At 72.0% G+C, this 17,425-nt stretch carries 14 protein-coding genes; 5 read left to right on the top strand and 9 right to left on the bottom strand.

Annotated features, from left to right (window positions below; translation table 11 throughout):
* Window positions 1–19 precede the first annotated feature (19 nt).
* Window positions 20–1,213, top strand: coding sequence for an AAA family ATPase (locus QZV97_RS09400; RefSeq protein WP_295641515.1), 1,194 nt, complete (start codon window positions 20–22; stop codon window positions 1,211–1,213).
* A 12-nt stretch (window positions 1,214–1,225) separates the two neighbouring features.
* Here QZV97_RS09400 and uvrA read toward each other — a convergent pair whose 3' ends face one another.
* The 3 genes from uvrA to QZV97_RS09415 all read right to left on the bottom strand — a co-directional run bounded on the left by uvrA (window position 1,226) and on the right by QZV97_RS09415 (window position 6,209).
* On the bottom strand, window positions 1,226–4,309 hold the full coding sequence (gene uvrA / locus QZV97_RS09405) for an excinuclease ABC subunit UvrA (protein WP_295641516.1): 3,084 nt from the start codon (window positions 4,307–4,309) through the stop codon (window positions 1,226–1,228).
* Window positions 4,310–4,380: 71 nt separating this feature from the next.
* A complete protein-coding gene (locus QZV97_RS09410) occupies window positions 4,381–5,595 on the bottom strand; it encodes a hypothetical protein (protein WP_295641517.1) in 1,215 nt (404 codons plus the stop codon).
* Entirely contained in the window at window positions 5,595–6,209 is a 615-nt protein-coding gene (locus tag QZV97_RS09415) for a sigma-70 family RNA polymerase sigma factor (protein ID WP_295641518.1), read from the bottom strand. Before QZV97_RS09415 ends, QZV97_RS09410 begins: the two co-directional genes overlap by 1 nt.
* Before the next feature lie 127 nt (window positions 6,210–6,336).
* Between QZV97_RS09415 and QZV97_RS09420 the strand changes: the two genes are divergently transcribed.
* Together QZV97_RS09420 and QZV97_RS09425 are read left to right on the top strand one after the other, a co-directional pair.
* Complete coding sequence (locus QZV97_RS09420) at window positions 6,337–7,881, top strand: VWA domain-containing protein (protein WP_295641519.1); 1,545 nt, start codon at window positions 6,337–6,339, stop codon at window positions 7,879–7,881.
* Window positions 7,882–7,936: 55 nt separating this feature from the next.
* Window positions 7,937–8,317, top strand: coding sequence for a hypothetical protein (locus QZV97_RS09425; RefSeq protein WP_295641520.1), 381 nt, complete (start codon window positions 7,937–7,939; stop codon window positions 8,315–8,317).
* 12 nt (window positions 8,318–8,329) lie between these two features.
* Here the strand turns inward: QZV97_RS09425 and QZV97_RS09430 are convergent, their stop codons facing one another.
* Together QZV97_RS09430 and recQ are read right to left on the bottom strand one after the other, a co-directional pair.
* Window positions 8,330–10,549 carry a 3-hydroxybutyrate oligomer hydrolase family protein gene (locus QZV97_RS09430; RefSeq protein WP_295641521.1) on the bottom strand — a complete coding sequence of 740 codons (2,220 nt, stop codon included), beginning with the start codon at window positions 10,547–10,549 and terminating at the stop codon, window positions 8,330–8,332.
* Window positions 10,550–10,694: 145 nt separating this feature from the next.
* On the bottom strand, window positions 10,695–12,596 hold the full coding sequence (gene recQ, locus QZV97_RS09435; RefSeq protein ID WP_295641522.1) for a DNA helicase RecQ: 1,902 nt from the start codon (window positions 12,594–12,596) through the stop codon (window positions 10,695–10,697).
* Window positions 12,597–12,642: 46 nt separating this feature from the next.
* On the opposite strand from recQ, the gene QZV97_RS09440 reads away from it, so the two are divergent.
* Window positions 12,643–14,658: a PAS domain-containing protein gene (locus QZV97_RS09440; protein WP_295641523.1), complete on the top strand. Its 2,016-nt coding sequence runs from the start codon at window positions 12,643–12,645 to the stop codon at window positions 14,656–14,658.
* A 47-nt stretch (window positions 14,659–14,705) separates the two neighbouring features.
* A complete protein-coding gene (gene ssb, locus QZV97_RS09445) occupies window positions 14,706–15,230 on the top strand; it encodes a single-stranded DNA-binding protein (protein WP_295641524.1) in 525 nt (174 codons plus the stop codon).
* Between the two features lie 69 nt (window positions 15,231–15,299).
* Here ssb and QZV97_RS09450 read toward each other — a convergent pair whose 3' ends face one another.
* From QZV97_RS09450 to QZV97_RS09465, 4 genes are all read right to left on the bottom strand, one after another.
* Complete coding sequence (locus QZV97_RS09450) at window positions 15,300–15,728, bottom strand: hypothetical protein (RefSeq protein WP_295641525.1); 429 nt, start codon at window positions 15,726–15,728, stop codon at window positions 15,300–15,302.
* Window positions 15,709–16,353, bottom strand: a complete 645-nt coding sequence (locus QZV97_RS09455) for a transcriptional regulator (RefSeq protein WP_295641526.1) — start codon at window positions 16,351–16,353, stop codon at window positions 15,709–15,711. Before QZV97_RS09455 ends, QZV97_RS09450 begins: the two co-directional genes overlap by 20 nt.
* A gap of 67 nt (window positions 16,354–16,420) precedes the next feature.
* On the bottom strand, window positions 16,421–16,657 hold the full coding sequence (locus QZV97_RS09460) for a hypothetical protein (RefSeq protein ID WP_295641527.1): 237 nt from the start codon (window positions 16,655–16,657) through the stop codon (window positions 16,421–16,423).
* 72 nt (window positions 16,658–16,729) lie between these two features.
* A complete protein-coding gene (locus QZV97_RS09465) occupies window positions 16,730–17,395 on the bottom strand; it encodes a DUF799 domain-containing protein (protein ID WP_295641555.1) in 666 nt (221 codons plus the stop codon).
* Window positions 17,396–17,425 lie beyond the last annotated feature (30 nt).

The following is a 17,425-nucleotide window of genomic DNA, read 5'->3' on the forward strand; positions in this document are numbered from 1 at the left end:
AACTAAACTTCGCCAAAACATGGATCCGATCCGCAATCCTTATGCACCGGGCGCAGGAACTCCTCCTCCGGAGCTGGCCGGCCGTGACGATCTGCGCGAGCAGGTTCGCATCGGTATCGAACGCTTGCGCCTAGGCCTGCCGGCCAAGAGCGTACTGATGGTCGGTTTGCGCGGCGTCGGCAAGACCGTGCTGCTGGACCGAATGCGCGACGATGCCGAAGCGGGCGGCGTGCACACCGTGCGTATCGAAGCGCCCGAGGGGCGCTCGCTGCCGGCGCTTCTGGCGCCGCAGCTCCGGCAGGCGCTCCTCCGGTTGAGTCTGCAGACGCAGGCCCGCGATGTGGCACAACGCGCTTTGCGCGCGCTTGCGGGCTTCGCCAAGTCACTCAAGTTCAAGTACCAAGACATCGAGGTCGGCTTGGACTTCGACCCCGAGCCAGGCCTGGCCGACAACGGCGACCTCGAACATGACCTGCAGGCGTTGCTTGAACTCGTCGGCGCCGCAGCCCAGAAGGCCGACACCGCGCTGGTCATGTTCATCGACGAGATGCAGTACGTGCGGGAGGAGGAACTGGCGGCCCTGATCACTGCCCTGCACCGCTGCGCGCAGCGCCGCGTGCCCGTGGGGTTGGTCGGCGCCGGCCTGCCGCAACTGCCAGGGCGCATGGGACGGGCCAAGTCGTATGCCGAACGATTGTTCGACTTCCCGACCATCGGGCCGCTGATGCCGGCAGCGGCCCGATTCGCCATCGCGAAGCCCGCAAGAGATCAGAGCGTGGACTTCGATGACAAGGCGCTTGAACTGATCCTGGAGAAGACCCGCGGCTACCCCTACTTCCTGCAGGAGTGGGGCAAGCATGCGTGGGACCACGCCGCCGTCTCGCCGATCCGGGAGCGGGACGTCAAGGCGGCTTCGACCTTGGCCATCGCTGCGCTGGATGAAAGCTTCTTCCGCGTGCGCTTCGATCGCCTGACCCCGGCCGAGAAACGCTACCTGCGGGCCATGGCCGACCTGGGCCCTGGCCCGCATCGCTCTGGTGACATCGCGGAACGCCTCGGCGCCAAGGTGACATCGCTCGGCCCGATGCGCAACAAGCTGATTGCCAAAGGCATGGTCTGGAGTCCCAGCCACGGCGACACCGCGTTCACCGTGCCGCTGTTCGACGAGTTCATGCGTCGAATCATGCCGGGCGAGGAATGGCGCTCGCCCTGAGCGACTCCCGGTTCAAACTGCCAGCAGCGGCTTCAGGTAGCGCCCGGTGTGACTCGCCGGATTGGCCGCCACGTCCTCCGGCGTGCCGACCGCCACGACCTGCCCGCCGCCGGCGCCGCCCTCGGGCCCCATGTCGACCAGCCAGTCGGCGGTCTTGATGACGTCGAGGTTGTGCTCGATCACCACCACGGTGTTGCCGGCGTCGCGCAGCTGGTGCAGCACCTTCAGCAGCAGCGCGATGTCGGCGAAGTGCAGGCCGGTGGTCGGCTCGTCCAGGATGTAGAGCGTGCGGCCGGTGTCGCGCTTGCTCAGCTCCAACGCCAGCTTGACGCGCTGCGCCTCGCCACCGCTGAGCGTGGTCGCGCTCTGGCCCAGCGTGATGTAGCCCAGGCCCACGTCCAGCAGCGTCTGCAGCTTGCGCGCGATGGTCGGCACGGCGCTGAAGAAGGCGTGCGCGTCCTCGACGGTCAGCTCCAGCACCTCGGTGATGTTGCGGCCCTTGTAGAGGATCTCCAGCGTCTCGCGGTTGTAGCGCGCGCCGCGGCAGGTGTCGCAGGGCACGTAGACGTCGGGCAGGAAGTGCATCTCGACCTTGAGCACGCCGTCGCCCTGGCAGGCCTCGCAGCGCCCGCCCGGCACGTTGAAGGAAAAGCGCCCCGGCCCGTAGCCGCGCTCGCGCGCCGCCGGCACCTCGGCGAACAGCTCGCGGATCGGCGTGAACAGGCCCGTGTAGGTGGCCGGGTTGCTGCGCGGCGTGCGGCCGATCGGGCTCTGGTCGACGTTGATGACCTTGTCGAAGTGCTCGATGCCCTCGATGTCGTCGTGCGGCGCCGGGTCGAGGTGGCTCTGGTAGAGCTTGCGCGCCACCGCCGCGTAGAGCGTGTCGTTGACCAGCGTGCTCTTGCCCGAGCCCGACACGCCGGTCACGCAGGTGAACAGGCCGACCGGGATCTCGACGTCGACGCGCTGCAGGTTGTTGCCGCGCGCGCCGCCGATGCGCAGCGCCGTGATGCTGCCGCGCTCGGCCCAGGCGATCTGGCCCGGCGTCGGCGCCTTGGTCTTGCCGCCCTTGCCGCTCTTGCGCGGCGGCGTGCCGGGCGCCGGCTCGGCCGTGCCGAGATCGAGTTCGATGTCCTCGCGCCAGGGCGTGCGCCGCTTCGGCAGGCCGATGCGCAGCGCGCGGCCGAGGTACTGGCCGGTCAGCGACTCGGGCGCGGCCATCAGCTCGTCGACCGTGCCCTGCGCGATCACGCGCCCACCGTGCACGCCGGCACCCGGGCCGAGGTCGATCACGTGATCGGCCGCGCGGATCATGTCCTCGTCGTGCTCGACCACCAGCACGCTGTTGCCCAGGTCGCGCAGGTGCTTCAGCGTCGCGATCAGGCGGTCGTTGTCGCGCTGGTGCAGGCCGATGCTGGGCTCGTCCAGCACGTACATCACGCCGGTCAGGCCCGAGCCGATCTGCGAGGCGAGCCGGATGCGCTGTGATTCACCGCCCGACAGGGTTTCGGCGCTGCGGTCCAGGCTCAGGTAGTTCAGCCCCACGTCGTTGAGGAACTTCAGCCGCGAGCCGATCTCGCGCACCACCTTGTCGGCGATGCCGGCCTTCGCGCCCTCGAGCCTGAGGCCGTCGAAGACCTGCTGCGCCTCGCGCAGCGTGGCGTGCGCGATCTCGTAGATCGGCCGTGCGGTGCCGCTCGCCACGTCGACCAGCTTGACGTGGCGCGCCTCGCGCCGCAGCCGCGTGCCGTGGCAGTCGGGGCAGGGCTTGGCGGCCTGGTAGCGCGCCAGGTCCTCGCGCACCGCGACCGAGTCGGTCTCGCGGAAGCGCCGCTCGAAGTTCGGCAGGATGCCCTCGAAGGCGTGCCAGCGCTTCACCGTGCGCTTGCGGCCGCTGGCGCCTTCGCTGGTGTAGACGAAGGGGATCTCGGTCTCGCCCGACCCGTGCAGCAGCACCTGGCGATGCTCGGGCGCGAGCTGCTCGAAGGGCGTGTCGGTGTCGAAGCCGTAGTGCGACGCGACGCTCTCCAGCATCGAATGCGTGTAGGCGTTGCGCCGGTCCCAGCCCTTGACCGCGCCGCTGGCCAGGCTCAGCGTCGGGAAGGCGACCACGCGCTCCGCGTCGAACACCGTGACCTGGCCGAGGCCGTCGCAGGACGGGCAGGCGCCGACCGGCGAATTGAAGGAGAACAGCCGCGGTTCCAGCTCGGCCAGCGACCAGCCGCAGCTCGGGCAGGCGAACCGGGCGCTGAACAGATGCTCCTGGCCGCTGTCCATCTCCCAGGCGATCGCGCGCCCGTCGGCGAAGCGCAGCGCCGCCTCGAAGCTCTCGGCCAGGCGCTGGGCCATCTCGGGCCGCACCTTCAGGCGGTCGATCACGACGTCGATGTCGTGCTTCTCGTTCTTCTTGAGCCTGGGCAGGTCGCTGAACTCGTGCACCTGGCCGGGCTTGCCGTTCGAGCCGATGCGAAAGCGCACGTAGCCGCGCGCCTGCATGTCCTCGAAGAGCTCGGTGTGCTCGCCCTTGCGTTCGCGCAGCACGGGCGCCAGGATCATCAGCCGCGTGTCCTCGGGCAGCGCCAGCGCGGCGTCGACCATCTGGCTCACGCTCTGCGAGGCCAGCGGCAACTCGTGGTCGGGGCAGAAGGGCGTGCCGGCGCGCGCGTACAGCAGGCGCAGGTAGTCGTGGATCTCGGTCACCGTGCCGACCGTCGAGCGCGGGTTGTGCGAGGTCGCCTTCTGCTCGATGCTGATCGCCGGGCTCAGGCCCTCGATCACGTCGACGTCGGGCTTGTCCATCAGCTGCAGGAACTGCCGCGCATAGGCCGACAGGCTCTCGACGTAGCGGCGCTGGCCCTCGGCGTACAGCGTGTCGAAGGCGAGGCTGGACTTGCCCGAGCCCGACAGCCCCGTGATCACCACCAGCGCGTGACGCGGGATGTCGAGGTCGATGTTCTTGAGGTTGTGCGTGCGCGCGCCGCGGATGCGGATCGCGGGCGTGCCTTCCAGGGCCGGCCGGCGGACCGCCGCCGGCGGCGCAGCAGGGGCCGTCGCGTCGGGCGCTTCGGGGTCGGGGGTGGGGGGCGTCTCGAGCATGGGCCGGGCGCGCCCTGCGCGGAGCAGGGCAACCCGCCATTATGCGAGCCGGACCGTGCCCGCGCCCAGGCTCAGGGTCGGCCGGACGAGGACGGCGCCCAGCCGGCCATCGCCTCGCGCAGGCGCGCCAGGGCCTCGGGCGGCAAGGCCGCTCGCCAGGTGCGGCCCGCGACGTCGGCCGCGTCGGCCGCGGCGCCGGGCTGCCACCACGCGGCCTCGCCGTCGAGCGCGACGCGGCCCGGCAGCAGGCCGGCGTCGGCCGGCACCGCGACCCAGGCCAGGCCTGCCAGCGGCGGCGTGGCCTGCCAGCGGCCGCGGGCCAGGACGCGCAGCTCGGCCAGCCAGGCGGCCGCCGGATGCGGCAGCGGGCGTGTGGCACTCGCGAGCGCGGCGGTCGACCCGCTCCGCGACGGTGCCAGCACCGCCGCCAGCGGATCGGCCGGCGTCTCGCGCGATGTCTCGCGCGAGGTCTCGGACGACAGGCCGGCGACGCGACCCGGTGCGGCCGGCGCCGCCGCCTTGCTGGCCATCCGCTCGCGGGCCTTCAGCGCCCCTTCGGCGATGGCCGACGCCGCAGTGCGGGCCTGGGCCCCGGCCTGCGCGTCGGCCATCGCCGCCGCGGCCGCAGCCGCCGGCGCCGCGTTCTCGGCGCGTGCATCGGCCCGCGTGTCGGTCGGTGCGGCGTCCGGAACCGCGGCGACGGCGCTCGGCTCCAGCGGCGCAGCAGGCTCCGTGCGCGTCGGTGTCTGTGTCGGCGCAGGCGCAGGCGCAGGTGCCGGGGGCAGGGCGCGTCGCGCCTCGAGCTCGCGGCGCGGCGCGGCGGGGGTCGGCTTCGCGATCGCCTTCGCCGCTGCAGGCGCCTCGGCCGGCGCTGCGTCGGCCTGCCGCACTTCAGCCTGCGCCGCCACGGCCGGCGCTTGTGGCACCGATGCCGGCACCGATGCCGGCACCGATGCCGGCACCGCGGCGGTCGCCGCCGGCGCGTCGGACTGCGGCAGTGCCTCGGGCGGCGGGCCGTCGCGCCACATCAGCACGATCACGCTGCCGAGCATCACGCTCGCCAGCGTGCCGGCGACGGCCGGCCGGCGCGTCGCCTCGAACGCGGCGCTCGCGGCGCCCAGCAGCCGCTGCCACATCGAGGGCGGTGCGACGCTGCGCCGCGCGGCGTCCAGGATGGCGGCGCTCAGCGCCCGCGGCGGCCGCAGCTCGCGGTCGGGCGCGTGGCGCAGCGCGGCACGCAGGAAGGCGTCGGGGCGGGAGTCGTCGTCGCGTTCCATGGTGGTCATCAGCCCAGGGCTTCGCGGCCCGGCAGGTAGGCGCCCATGCAGGTGCGCAGCTTGGTGATCGCGTAGCGCAGGCGGCTCTTCGCGGTCTCGAAGCCGCACTCCAGCGCGGCGGCCAGCTCGGCCAGCGATAGCCCGTCCTCGTGGTGCATCAGGAACACCGTCTTCTGCGCCGCCGGCAGGCCGTCCAGGCAGTCCAGCAGGCGCTGGCCGGCGGCGCGCCAGAAGCTGCGGTCCTCGGCGCTGCCGGCGTCGGCCGCGGGCCACGCGGCCCAGGGCTCGCCCTCGGGCTCCCAGGGCGGGCCGCCGGCATCGACCGAGATCTCGCGGCCGCTCTTGCGCAGGCAGTCGACCGCGCGGTGGTGCGCCAGCGTGAACAGCCAGGTGCGAAAGCTCGCGCCCTGCGGCGCCCAGCGCTGGCGCGCGTCGATCACGCGCAGCCAGGTGTCCTGGAAGACCTCGTCGGTCTGCGCCGCGCAGGCGCTGCCCAGCAGCCGCCTGACGAAGCGGTACAGCGCCGCGTGGTGGCGCGCGTAGATCTGCTCGAAGGCGCGCGCCTCGCCCTGCGCGAAGGCGCGCATCAGGCGGTCGTCGTCGGGCTCGGTGGCGTCGTTCATCGTCGGCGATCCAGTCTGCCATCGCGGCAGCTGATGTCTTCTACGCGCGAGCCGCGCGAACGGGGTTAACCCCTTTCTGCGCCCTCGGCCGTATCAGCCTGCGTCATCCACTCCCGCAGGAACTGCCATGCCCTCGATCGGTCCCCGTCTTTCCACGGTCATGCGTCACGGCTGCCTGGCCCTGACCGCGCTGCTGTGTGCCTGCAGCGTCGGCTGGAGCCAGGCGCACGACTGGGTCTCGCCCGTGCCGGCCGACGATCCGCCGCCGCGCCCGCAAGGGCAGCCGCCGGTCTCGGGCTGGGCCGAGTCGCTGTGGGCCGGGCCGCGCTCCGGGCCGCCGGCCGCGCCGAACGCGCGCGACTGCCAGCGCGCGCCGCAGGCCATCGAGCTGTGGGGCCCCGACGGCGCGCCGCAGCAGGGCGCGCGCCGCGGCCGGGCCGACGACGAGCCGCGGCTGCTGAAGGAACGCTCGCGCGAACTGCTGGCCTCCAAGGCCGCGGCGCCCGAAGCGCGCGGCGGCGCGCGCGGCGAAGTCGCCGCTGCCGATGCCGCGGCGCCGGCCACGGCCGATGCTCCTCGCGAATCACGCGCGCCCGGCTTGCTGCCGCAAGCGCTGCCACGGCCGCAGCGCCCGCGCGACGAGCCGGTGTCGGCCGGCGTGGTCGACGACAACGCCGACTTCGGCGCCTACCTCGCCTACCGCGGCCGCAACACCCACCTGCCGGTGCGCCATCGCGACGTGCAGGAGCGCTACCTGCTCAGCGTGCACGACGCCGCCGGCCGCCCGGTGCCCGACGCGCAGGTCAGCCTGCACGCCAGCGGCCGCAGCCTGCCGCTGTGGGCGCGCACCGACAGCGGCGGCCAGGTCTGGCTGCACCCCGCGGCGATGGACGGCGGCGCGCCCGGGCTGATCGAGGTGCAGGTGCGCAAGGCCGGGACCACGGGCCGCGCGCTGCTCAAGCGCGGCCAGCGCGACGGCCTGCAGGTGCGACTCGACGCCAGCCTGCCGGCCGAGCGCACGCGCCTGGACCTGGTCTTCCTGGTCGACGCCACCGGCTCGATGGCCGACGAGATCGACAAGCTCAAGCGCTCGATGCGCCAGATGGCCGACCAGATCGCGCGCCTGCCCAGCCAGCCCGACATCTGCTGGGGTCTCGTGGCCTACCGCGACCGCGGCGACGCCTTCTTCGTGCGCGCGCACGACTTCAGCAACGACCTCGGCGCCTTCCAGAAGAGCCTGGGCGCGCTGCAGGCCGGCGGCGGCGGCGACTATGCCGAGGCGCTGAACGAAGCCCTGCACACCGCCGTGCACCGCCTGTCGTGGCGCGGCGACGGCGCGACGCGGCTGGTGGTGCTGGTGGCCGACGCGCCGCCGCACCTGGACTATGGCGCGCCCTGGTACGACGACGACATGCAGGGCGCGCTGGCGCGCGGCATCAAGCTGTTCGCGGTCGGCGCGAGCGGGCTCGACCCGACCGGCGAGTACGTCTTCCGCCAGGCCGCGCAGTACACCGGCGGGCGCTTCGTCTTCCTGACCTACGCAAAGGCGGGTGACCCGAGCAGCGGCCCCGGCCGCGAGACCTCGCACGACGTCGGCAACTACTCGGTCGAGTCGCTCGACAAGCTGGTGCTGCGCCTGGTGCGCGAGGAGCTGGCGAAGCGCCCCACCTGAGCGGTGCGACAGGGCATTCGTTGTGGGGACATGCCGGCCGCGCTAGGCTGCCGGCATGTCCTTGCGCCCCTTCCTTGCCCTGGCCCTGTCGCTGGGCCTCGCCGCCTGCGGCGGCAGCATCTCGCTCGGCTTCGGCCACTACGACGACGACGCGCCGAACGTGTCGCTCGTCGTGTCGCCGACCAGCGCCGCGCGCGGTGACACGCTGCGGCTGGTGGCGGCCGCGAGCGACGACTACGCGGTGGTGGTGGTCGAGTTCTACCGCGTCGACCCCGGCGGCACGACGCTGCTGGGCAGCGATCGTGCCCCGCCCTACCAGTTCGACACCGTGGTGCCGGCCGGCGCGGGCGCGAGCCTGCAGTACGTCGCCCGCGCGGTCGACGACGCCGGCCAGCGCACCGACAGCGCGGCGGCGGTCGTCGTCGTCACGCCTTGAGCGGCGTTCGCCTCACTCCGGCACCGCCAGCGAGTCGCCGACGAAGCCGATGCGGTCGGTCGCGGCCGGCGTCGCGCTGATCGCCGGCAGCTGCGCCCGCGTCACCGCCGGCGCCGCGCCGGGCAGGCCGCCGCGCGGCACGGTGCGGACCACCTGGCTGGGCGGCAGCGCCTCGCCGGTGCTCAGCTTCGCGTACATCGCGTTCATCGCCTCGACGAAGTAGACGTGCAGCGGCACGTAGCGCGTGTCGAAGCCCGTCAGCGCGTTGAAGGCGTCGAAGTGCTGCGCGTTCTCGACCTCGATGTAGCGCAGCTCGCTGCGCTTGCCCTCGCGGTCGCGGTTGAACGCGGTGTAGGCGCGCGCTGCGTGATTGACCGGCAGCAGCGCGTCGTTGCGGCCCGCGACGATGACGGTCGGCGTGCCGCGCAGCCTGCCGTTCAGCAGCACCTCCTCGACGCCCTGGCGCGCGGCCTGGCTCTGCGCCTTGGTCGGCACGCTGCTGGCGGTCAGCGCCGCGCCGGTGCGCGGGTCGCGGCCGGTGGCCAGCGCGCGCTGGCACATCGCCACGTCGAAGCCCAGGTCGGCCGTGCCGGTGCCGGGCGAGACGGCCAGGTCCCAGCGTCGTGCGCCGCCGACCGAGTCGTTGACGATCACCGCCGCCGGGCTGCCGTTGGAGGTGCCGTTGCCGGTGGCGTAGCTCGCGGCCTTGGTCGCCGCGGCCAGCGGCGCGGGCGCGGCGGTCGCATCGACCCCGGCGACGCTGGCGCCGCACAGGTTGTCCAGCACCGAGGCGCGCGCATAGGCGTTGGCGTACATCGTCGAGATGATCACCGCGTTGCCCAGGCCGAAGTGCGCGTTGTGCATCGTGTCGTTGAAGCGCGTCCAGCCGTAGTGGCGCAGCCGGTTCAGCGCGTCGGCCGACTGCTCGGCCAGCGTGCCGCCGCTCACCAGGCCGGCCGCGGCCAGCGCCGTGCAGCGGTTGACGGCGCGCGGGTTCATCGCCACCAGCGTCATGTAGTTGTGGATCGACAGCTCGCCGGTCATCTGCGCCTCGGCCGCCTGCGCCGCGCAGGGCTGGTAGAGGTTGGCGAAGGTGAAGTAGTCGAACAGCGGCTTGCCGAAGTTGGCGACCGGGACGCCGCCGAAGCTGATGCCGTAGCCGCGCGTGCTCTCGGGCTGGGCGTTGGGCTCGCTGGCCACCACGCCGTCGATCAGGCCGTGGCGGTCCTGCTCGGCGGCGCGCAGCACCGCGGCGCCGCCGTTGCTCACCGCGCCGGCGATCACCAGCGTGTTGTCGGCGTGAAAGCGCTGCGACTTGCCGTGGCGTCGGGGCAGGTCGGCGCCGTGCTCCTCGTTCAGCGCCCACAGCGCGTAGCGCACGGCGGCCAGCGTGTCCGTGCCCCAGTCGGCCTCAGGGTTCTGCTGCGAGTGCACGTGCTTGAGCGACAGCCGGTTCGGGAAGGCCGCATTGAAGGCGATGCGCTGCGTGTCGTCGATCGCGGGCGCGAAGTGGCTCGCCTCGCCGGCCGCCGCGCGCGTGGCGCGCGTGCCGTCGATGCGGTGCACCGTGTCGTCGGCCGGGTCGTACAGGCCCATGCCCTTGCCGGCATCGGTGAGGGCGACCGCGCAGCCCTTCTTCAGGCCCCATTCGCTGGACGCGCCGATCGCGCCGTAGACGCCGCGCGAGCCCGACGAGGGGCCGACGACGATGCAGGGCTTCTTCGGGTCGAAGCTGGCGGGGATCTGGATCGCCATCGTCACGCGCTTGCGGCCGGCCTTGTCGTCCAGCACGCCCAGGTACTCGACGCCGGGCACCAGGCCCTCGCCCAGCGTGTCGTTGCCGGCCAGGTCGATGTTGGGACCGTAGAGCCGGCCGTAGCCTCCGCCCACCGTCGGGTCGACGAGGCCGCGGTAGTTGGAATACAGCGCGTTGCGGCGCAGCTCCAGCGCGGTCGGGTTCAGCGGGTCGGCGTAGACCGGCGCGGCCGCGGCGCCGATGCCGGTGCGGCCCAGGCCGCCGGTCAGCAGGTCCTGCGTCGCGGCGGTGGTGCCGGCGCCGGGCGCGGTGGCCGGGTACTCGGTGCGCGTCAGCGAGGCGACGCCGCGCGGCAGCTCGTTGCGCGGGTCGGCGTGGTGGCCGCCGTCGGTGGCGCAGGCGGGTTGCAGGGCCAGCACGGCGGTGGCCAGCGCCACCGGCAGCAGGCGGGGGGAGGTCAGGACGACGGCACGCATGGGGGGTCTCCTCGTGGTGTTGTGATCGATCGCCGGGCGGCCGGTCGCCGCACGGCGTCCGGCAGCGTAGGACGCCGGCCGCGCGCTGGGGAGTTGCGTGATCGCCTAGGCGCAGACCCGATGAGGGGCAACCCGGGCCTGCGGACTAGGGGGCGGCTTCCAGCACCCGCAGGATCTCGCGGCCGTAGGCCTCGAGCTTCTTCTCGCCGACGCCGCCGACCTCGCCCAGCTCGGCCAGGCTGGCGGGCGCGCGCCGCGCCATCTCGGCCAGCGTCGCGTTCGAGAAGACGATGTAGCTGGGCAGGTTGTGCTCGCGCGCGACCTCGCTGCGCCAGGCGCGCAGCGCCTCGTAGCGGGCTTGCGCGGCGGCGTCCAGGTCGGCGGGGGCGCCGGCCGCCTTGCCCGACGTTCCGCCACCGCGCGGCTTGCGGCCCCGCGCCGGCGCCTCGCGCGCCACGCGCAGCAGGATCGGCACTTCGCCCTTCAGCACCGCGCGGGCGCTGTCGGTCAGCGCCAGCGTGTTGTATTCGCCCTCGCTGACCACGTGGCCCAGCGCCACCAGCTGGCGCAGCACGCTGCGCCACTGCGGCTCGGCCAGGTCGGCGCCGATGCCGAAGGTGCTGAGCGAGTCGTGCCCGTACTGCGCCACCTTCTCGGTCGCCTTGCCGCGCAGCACGTCGATCAAATGGCCGGCGCCGAAGCTGCGCGGCCCGCGGCCGTGCTGGCCGAAGCGCAGGATGCAGCTCAGCAGCTTGCGCGCCGCTTCCGTGCCGTCCCAGACTTCCGGCGGGCTCAGGCAGTTGTCGCAGTTGCCGCAGGGCTGGCTGTGCTCGCCGAAGTAGCCCAGCAGCCGCACCCGCCGGCAGTCGTGGGCCTCGGCCAGCGCCAGCAGCGCGTCGAGCTTGCCGCGCTGCAGGCGCTTGAACTCGTCGCCGGCCGGGCTCTCGTCGATCATGCGGCGCTGGTTCACCACGTCGGCCAGGCCGTAGGCCATCCAGGCCTCGGCCGGCTCGCCGTCGCGGCCGGCGCGGCCGGTCTCCTGGTAGTAGCCCTCGATGTTCTTCGGCAGGTCGAGGTGGGCGACGAAGCGCACGTCGGGCTTGTCGATGCCCATGCCGAAGGCGATGGTCGCGACCATCACGACCGCATCCTCGCGCAGGAAGCGGTCCTGGTGCTTCTGGCGCACCGCCGCGTCCAGCCCGGCGTGGTACGGCAGCGCGCGGACGTTCTCGGTGGCCAGCCAGGCCGCGGTCTCGTCGACCTTCTTGCGCGTCTGGCAGTAGACGATGCCCGCCTCGCCGTCGTGCTCGTCGGCGATGAAGCGCAGCAGCTGCTTGCGCGGGTCTTCCTTCTCGACCACCCGGTAGCGGATGTTGGGCCGGTCGAAGCTGCTGATGAAGAGGCGCGCCTCGTCGAGCTGCAGGCGGTCGACGATGTCGGCGCGCGTGTGCGTGTCGGCGGTGGCGGTGAGCGCGATGCGCGGCACGCCGGCGTAGCGCTCGTGCAGCACGTTCAGGCCGAGGTAGTCCTCGCGGAAATCGTGGCCCCACTGGCTGACGCAATGCGCCTCGTCGATCGCGAACAGGCTCAGAAGACCGCGCTCGTGCAGCGAATCCAGCTGCGCCAGCATGCGCGGCGTGGTCAGCCGCTCGGGCGCGGCGTACAGCAGCACGAGGCGGCCGCTCATCATCTCGCGCTCGATGCGCTGCACGTCGGCGAGTTCGAGCGTGGAGTTGAGGAAGGCCGCGTGCACGCCGGCTTCCTCGAGCGCGCCGACCTGGTCGTGCATCAGCGCGATCAGCGGGCTCACGACCACCGTCACGCCGCGGCCGGCGCGGTGGCGCGCGATGGCCGGCACCTGGTAGCACAGGCTCTTGCCGCCGCCGGTGGGCATCAGCACCAGCGCGTCGCCGCCGGCCACGACGTGGTCGACGATCTCGGCCTGCGCGCCGCGGAAGCTGCCGTAGCCGAACACCTGCTGCAGGATCGCCTGCGGGTCGGTGGAAGCGGCGGTGGGAGCGGCGGTGGAAGCGGCAGCGTCTGTCATGGAAGGGCGGCATGGTAAGCGAGCGCCCCAGGCCCACAATCGGGCCATGTCTGCCGCCGACGGCCCTGGCACCCCCTACGACCCGCTGGCGGCACTCGACCGCGAGGGTGCGCTGCTGAAGGCGGCCGCGCGCATCGCCCACATCGGCGCCTGGGACTACACGCCCGACCCGCCGCTGCTGCGCTGGAGCGTCGAGACCGCCGCCATCCACGGCATGTCGGCCGGCGAGGAACCCGAGCTCGCCGCCGCGATCGCCTTCTACGACGACGACTCGCGGCCGCGCATCACCGCGGCGATCCGGCGCGCGCTCGACGACGGCACGCCCTTCGACCTGCAGCTCGGCTTCATCTCGCGCAACGGCCAGCACCGCTGGGTGCGGGCGCTCGGCAGCGCCGAGCGCCAGGGCGACAAGGTCGTGCGCCTGGCCGGACTCTTCCAGGACATCACCGAACAGCGCGCCGCCCAGCTGGCCATCAGCGAGCTGAGCGAGCGCCTGCGCCTGGCCACCGACGTCGCCGGCATCGGCGTCTGGGACTGGGACTTCGCCACCTGGCGCGTCCACTGGAGCGAGCAGATGTACCGGCTGCACGGCCTGACCGCCGGCGCCGGGCCGATGGACACGGCGCGCTGGCTGGCCCTGATCCACCCCGACGACCATGCGCGCTGCAACGACGGCGTGCGCGCCGCCCACCGCGCCGGCAAGCCCTACGACACCGAACACCGCATCCTGCGGCCCGACGGCGCGGTGCGCTGGATCCATTCGGTCGGCCGCATGCTCGAGGGCGCCGGCCAGGGCCGCCGCATGATCGGCACCTGCATCGACGTCACCGACCGCCGCCTCGCCGAACAGGCCCGTCTGGAGAAAGACGCCGCCGAGCGCGCCAGCCAGGCCAAGAGCGAGTTCCTCTCGCGCGTGAGTCACGAGCTGCGCACGCCGCTCAACGGCATCATCGGCTTCACCCAGCTGCTGCGGCGCGGCCCGGCGCTGCCGACGATGCAGCGCTACCACGTCGACCTGATCCACGACGCCGGCGAGCACCTGCTCCAGCTCATCAACGACATGCTCGACCTGGCCGCGATCGAGGCCGGCCAGCTGCGCCTGTCGCTCGAGCCGGTCGCGCTGGCCGAGCTGGTGGAGGCCACCGTCGCGCTGGCCCGGCCGCAGGCGCTGGCGCGGCGCATCGCCATCGAGGTCGACGCCGGCGAGGCGGGCCTGCATGTGCGCGCCGACCGCGTGCGGATGCGCCAGGTGCTGGAGAACCTGCTGTCCAACGCCATCAAGTACAACCGCGAGGCCGGCCTGGTGCGCCTGGCCTGGCACCGCGGCGCCGACGGGCGCATCGCCTTCGAGGTCACCGACACCGGCCTGGGCCTCGACGCCGAGCAGCGCGCCGGGCTGTTCCAGCCCTTCAACCGCCTGGGCGCCGAGCAGCGCGGCGACCAGCCCGGCACCGGCCTGGGCCTGGCCATCACCCAGGCGCTGGTGCTGCACATGGGCGCCAGCATCGACGTCGACTCGCAGCCCGGCCGCGGCACCACCATCCGGCTGCGCCTGCCGGACGCCGAGCCGGCCGCCGCACCGCGGCAGGCCGACCCCGCCGAGGCGCCGCCGGCTCCGCGCCGCCGCGGCGACGGGCGGCGCCTGCGCCTGCTGTACGTCGAGGACAACCCCGTCAACGTGCTGCTGATGCAGGAAGTGATCGCCCAGTGCGGCCCGCGCTACCAGCTGAGCGTGGCCCACGACGGCGAGCAGGGCCTGGCCCGGCTGGCCGAGGGCGCGCCGCCCGACCTGCTGCTGCTGGACATCAACCTGCCCGGCATCGGCGGCCACGAGGTGCTGGCCCGCGTGCGCGCCGACCCGCGGCTGGCCCGCCTGCCCTGCGTGGCCGTGTCGGCTGACGCCATGCCGCACGAGGTGGCGCGCGCCCGCGCGGCCGGTTTCGACGACTACTGGACCAAGCCGCTGGACATCAGCCGCCTGGTCGAGCGCATGGAGCAGGTGCTGGCGCGCGCCGCCGCGACCGCCCCCGAAGCCGCGGCCGGCGGGGACCGCTCGGCATAATCGGTGCCTGCCCGTCAAAAGGCCCCCATCACCAGCAGGAAGCGGCCATGGCCTCCATCAACAAAGTCATCCTCATCGGCAACCTCGGCCGCGACCCCGAGGTGCGCTACACGCCCAGCGGATCCGCGGTGTGCAACATCACCGTGGCCACCTCGCGCAACTGGAAGGACAAGAACACCGGCGACAAGGTCGAAGAGACCGAATGGCACCGCGTGGTCTTCTACGACCGCCTGGCCGAGATCGCCGGCGAGTACCTGAAGAAGGGCCGCCCCGTCTACGTGGAAGGGCGCCTCAAGACCCGCAAGTGGCAGGACAAGGACGGCGCCGAGAAGTACACCACCGAGATCATTGCCGACAACATGCAGCTCCTGGGCGGCCGCGAAGGCATGGGCGGCGGTGACGAAGGCGGCGGCGGTGGCGGCTACAGCCGCGGCGGTGGCGGCGGCCACGACGACGACGGCGGCGGCCGCAGCGCGCGCGCGCCGGCCCAGCGGCCCGCGCAACGGCCGGCCCCGGCCGCGCAGAAGTCGGCGACGGGGTTCGACGATCTGGAAGACGACATTCCGTTCTAGCGGAAGGTCGAATCAGACGACAAAGGCCCGCATCCGCGGGCCTTTTTGCGTTTGCCTGGGCTTCAGCGATCACGGTGCAGGAGGTGGCAGCGATCGCACCTCTTGCGCGACAAGCCTGCAAGCTCCGATCAGGTCTGTCACCAGGCGCTGGTCGATGTTCTGGGCGCCCTCGTACTCGCTGCGATTGCGCAGTTCGTGCGCCTTGGCGAGCACGCGCCACACCTCGGGGCCGAGGCCCAGCGTATCGGGCAACACCTGGAAGACCAGGTAGCGCTTGTTCGCCGGCCGATAGCCGTGCCAGCGCATGGCGGCCAGGCACAGGGCATGGGCCGCGTTGTAGGCCAGATCGAAACGACTCTCCGGTGCGAGCGCGGCATGGCCCGCATCGGTCAGGCGCGCGAGGCCCGAGCGCAGCAGGCCGGCGAACTCCTCGGCCGCCGGTGGTTCCGCGTGAAGCATCCCCGTCGTGACGAGCCGATCAAGATTCGGCAAGGGCATCGTCACTCCCGATCAGCCAGATCCGAGGCTGCGCCAGTACGCGCTTGACGAAGCCATCGCCGCGTGCGGCGCGCTCGGCCCACTCCTGTCGTGAGTAGATCGTCGGCTTGACCTCGCGGCCCAAGCGCTGGCTTGCCACTTCCAGTGCACCGAAGACGTCCGGATAGCTCAGGTCGTCGCTGACCAGCATCAGGTCGATGTCGCTGCTGGCCGTGTCCTGGCGCTTGGCCACCGAACCGTAGACGAAGGCCGCCCGGATGCGAGACCCCAGCGGCATCAGCGCCTGACGCAGCGGATCGGCCAGGCCCATCGTCTTGCCCGCGATGCCGCACAGCTCGGCGAACACGGGCGAGTCGGGGTTGGCCTGGTAGTGCTTCTGCCGGCCGAGCACGCGCACGGCAACGAGGCCGCTTTGCGCCAGCCGCGCCAGCTCGCGCTGCACCGCGCCGGAGCCGCTGCCGGTCAGTGCGATCAGTTCGCTGGCGTAGAAGCTGCGGCCGGGCTGCCCGAACAGCAGACCCAGTACGCGTTGCTGCGTCCTGCTGAACAAGGCATCGGCCAGACTCGTCCGACCTGCGTCCGGCGTGACGGCAGGCTGCAGCGTGAGAGCGTCGTTCGTGCCCATATTGGGTTGGATTATGCCCAATTTGGGCTTTGACGTTCCCACTCTGGGTATGAGACCGAGAGCCCCCTCAGGCCCTCCCCGACCTCCGACTCCTCGGCTGCAGCTTGTCCAGCTCCGCCACCTGCTGTTTCAGCAGGATCAGCAACGACCTCGCGTGTTCCACGGGCAGCCGCAGGCTGCTGCTGGGGGTGCCGTCGTCGCGCGCGGTGCGCGGCAGCACCAGCGCGTCCAGGCCGATCTCCAGCACGCCCTTGTCGTGGCGGATGGACTTGAGGCGCTGCACTTCGATGTCGTAGGTCTTCACGCGTCTGCTCCTGCCGGATGGCCCGGCAGGATTGTCCGCGCTGCGGGCGGCCGTGGCCGCCGACTGGCACAGCTAGTCTTTCTGATAGTTCGGAGAGCGCGGACCGTAGAGGATTCCGTTCTTCTGAGGTGATAGCAGCCGGTTGTTGGCAGTCCCTGCAAATCCGTAGGAAGCGTCGCTGACCGTACCGACAATCTGCTGGATCACAGCTTTGACCAGCAGTCCAACCAACCCACCTTGATTGGCGCTGTCCCCCTCTTTGGACGACGCCACAGCATTGCCTTGCCAGAGAAGTTGCCCACTGCGCAAATCAACGATGCGCCCCTCTACGGCAACGGTTGTCTCGCTGGAGATCACCGCGTACGTTGTGCCGTAGCGCTTCACCTTGATGAGCACGGCTGCGTCGGCGCCGAAGATCTCGCGTAACTTGTGCGCGGATACTTCCTGAATCTCGGCAGCGTTGGAGAGTCCGTTCTGCTTGAACGTCTCGTCCATCAGCGAAACAGGCACAACGTAGTAACCGGCCTCGGCCAACGGCAACGTCACTTGCGAAAGCACGCCATAAGTTGCCAGCACATCTGGTGTCTCGTTCACGGGCGGAAGTACCAGCATCGACGTTGGTCGTGCTAGCTTGTAAGCCGTGTAGTCATACGGCTGTGGGGTAGCACAGGCGGCAAGACTTGCGACTCCAAATGCGGCCAGAAGTAGACGCGCCACGCGCGCAACCGGATCAGGCATAGAGCTCTTCATGATGTTCTTCATCCGTGT

Origin of the sequence: uncultured Methylibium sp. (genome assembly GCF_902826655.1) — a bacterium.
Taxonomy (GTDB): Bacteria; Pseudomonadota; Gammaproteobacteria; order Burkholderiales; family Burkholderiaceae_C; genus Methylibium.

What these genes read in the sequence shown, in the direction of transcription:
- QZV97_RS09425 (WP_295641520.1), top strand. Translation starts at nt 7,937, where the DNA reads ATGTCCTTGCGCCCCTTCCTTGCCCTGGCCCTGTCGCTGGGCCTCGCC.
- uvrA (WP_295641516.1), bottom strand. Translation starts at nt 4,309, where the DNA reads ATGCTCGAGACGCCCCCCACCCCCGACCCCGAAGCGCCCGACGCGACG.
- QZV97_RS09430 (WP_295641521.1), bottom strand. Translation starts at nt 10,549, where the DNA reads ATGCGTGCCGTCGTCCTGACCTCCCCCCGCCTGCTGCCGGTGGCGCTG.
- QZV97_RS09410 (WP_295641517.1), bottom strand. Translation starts at nt 5,595, where the DNA reads ATGACCACCATGGAACGCGACGACGACTCCCGCCCCGACGCCTTCCTG.
- QZV97_RS09420 (WP_295641519.1), top strand. Translation starts at nt 6,337, where the DNA reads ATGCCCTCGATCGGTCCCCGTCTTTCCACGGTCATGCGTCACGGCTGC.
- QZV97_RS09415 (WP_295641518.1), bottom strand. Translation starts at nt 6,209, where the DNA reads ATGAACGACGCCACCGAGCCCGACGACGACCGCCTGATGCGCGCCTTC.
- QZV97_RS09400 (WP_295641515.1), top strand. Translation starts at nt 20, where the DNA reads ATGGATCCGATCCGCAATCCTTATGCACCGGGCGCAGGAACTCCTCCT.
- recQ (WP_295641522.1), bottom strand. Translation starts at nt 12,596, where the DNA reads ATGACAGACGCTGCCGCTTCCACCGCCGCTCCCACCGCCGCTTCCACC.
- QZV97_RS09450 (WP_295641525.1), bottom strand. Translation starts at nt 15,728, where the DNA reads ATGCCCTTGCCGAATCTTGATCGGCTCGTCACGACGGGGATGCTTCAC.
- QZV97_RS09455 (WP_295641526.1), bottom strand. Translation starts at nt 16,353, where the DNA reads ATGGGCACGAACGACGCTCTCACGCTGCAGCCTGCCGTCACGCCGGAC.
- QZV97_RS09440 (WP_295641523.1), top strand. Translation starts at nt 12,643, where the DNA reads ATGTCTGCCGCCGACGGCCCTGGCACCCCCTACGACCCGCTGGCGGCA.
- QZV97_RS09465 (WP_295641555.1), bottom strand. Translation starts at nt 17,395, where the DNA reads ATGCCTGATCCGGTTGCGCGCGTGGCGCGTCTACTTCTGGCCGCATTT.
- ssb (WP_295641524.1), top strand. Translation starts at nt 14,706, where the DNA reads ATGGCCTCCATCAACAAAGTCATCCTCATCGGCAACCTCGGCCGCGAC.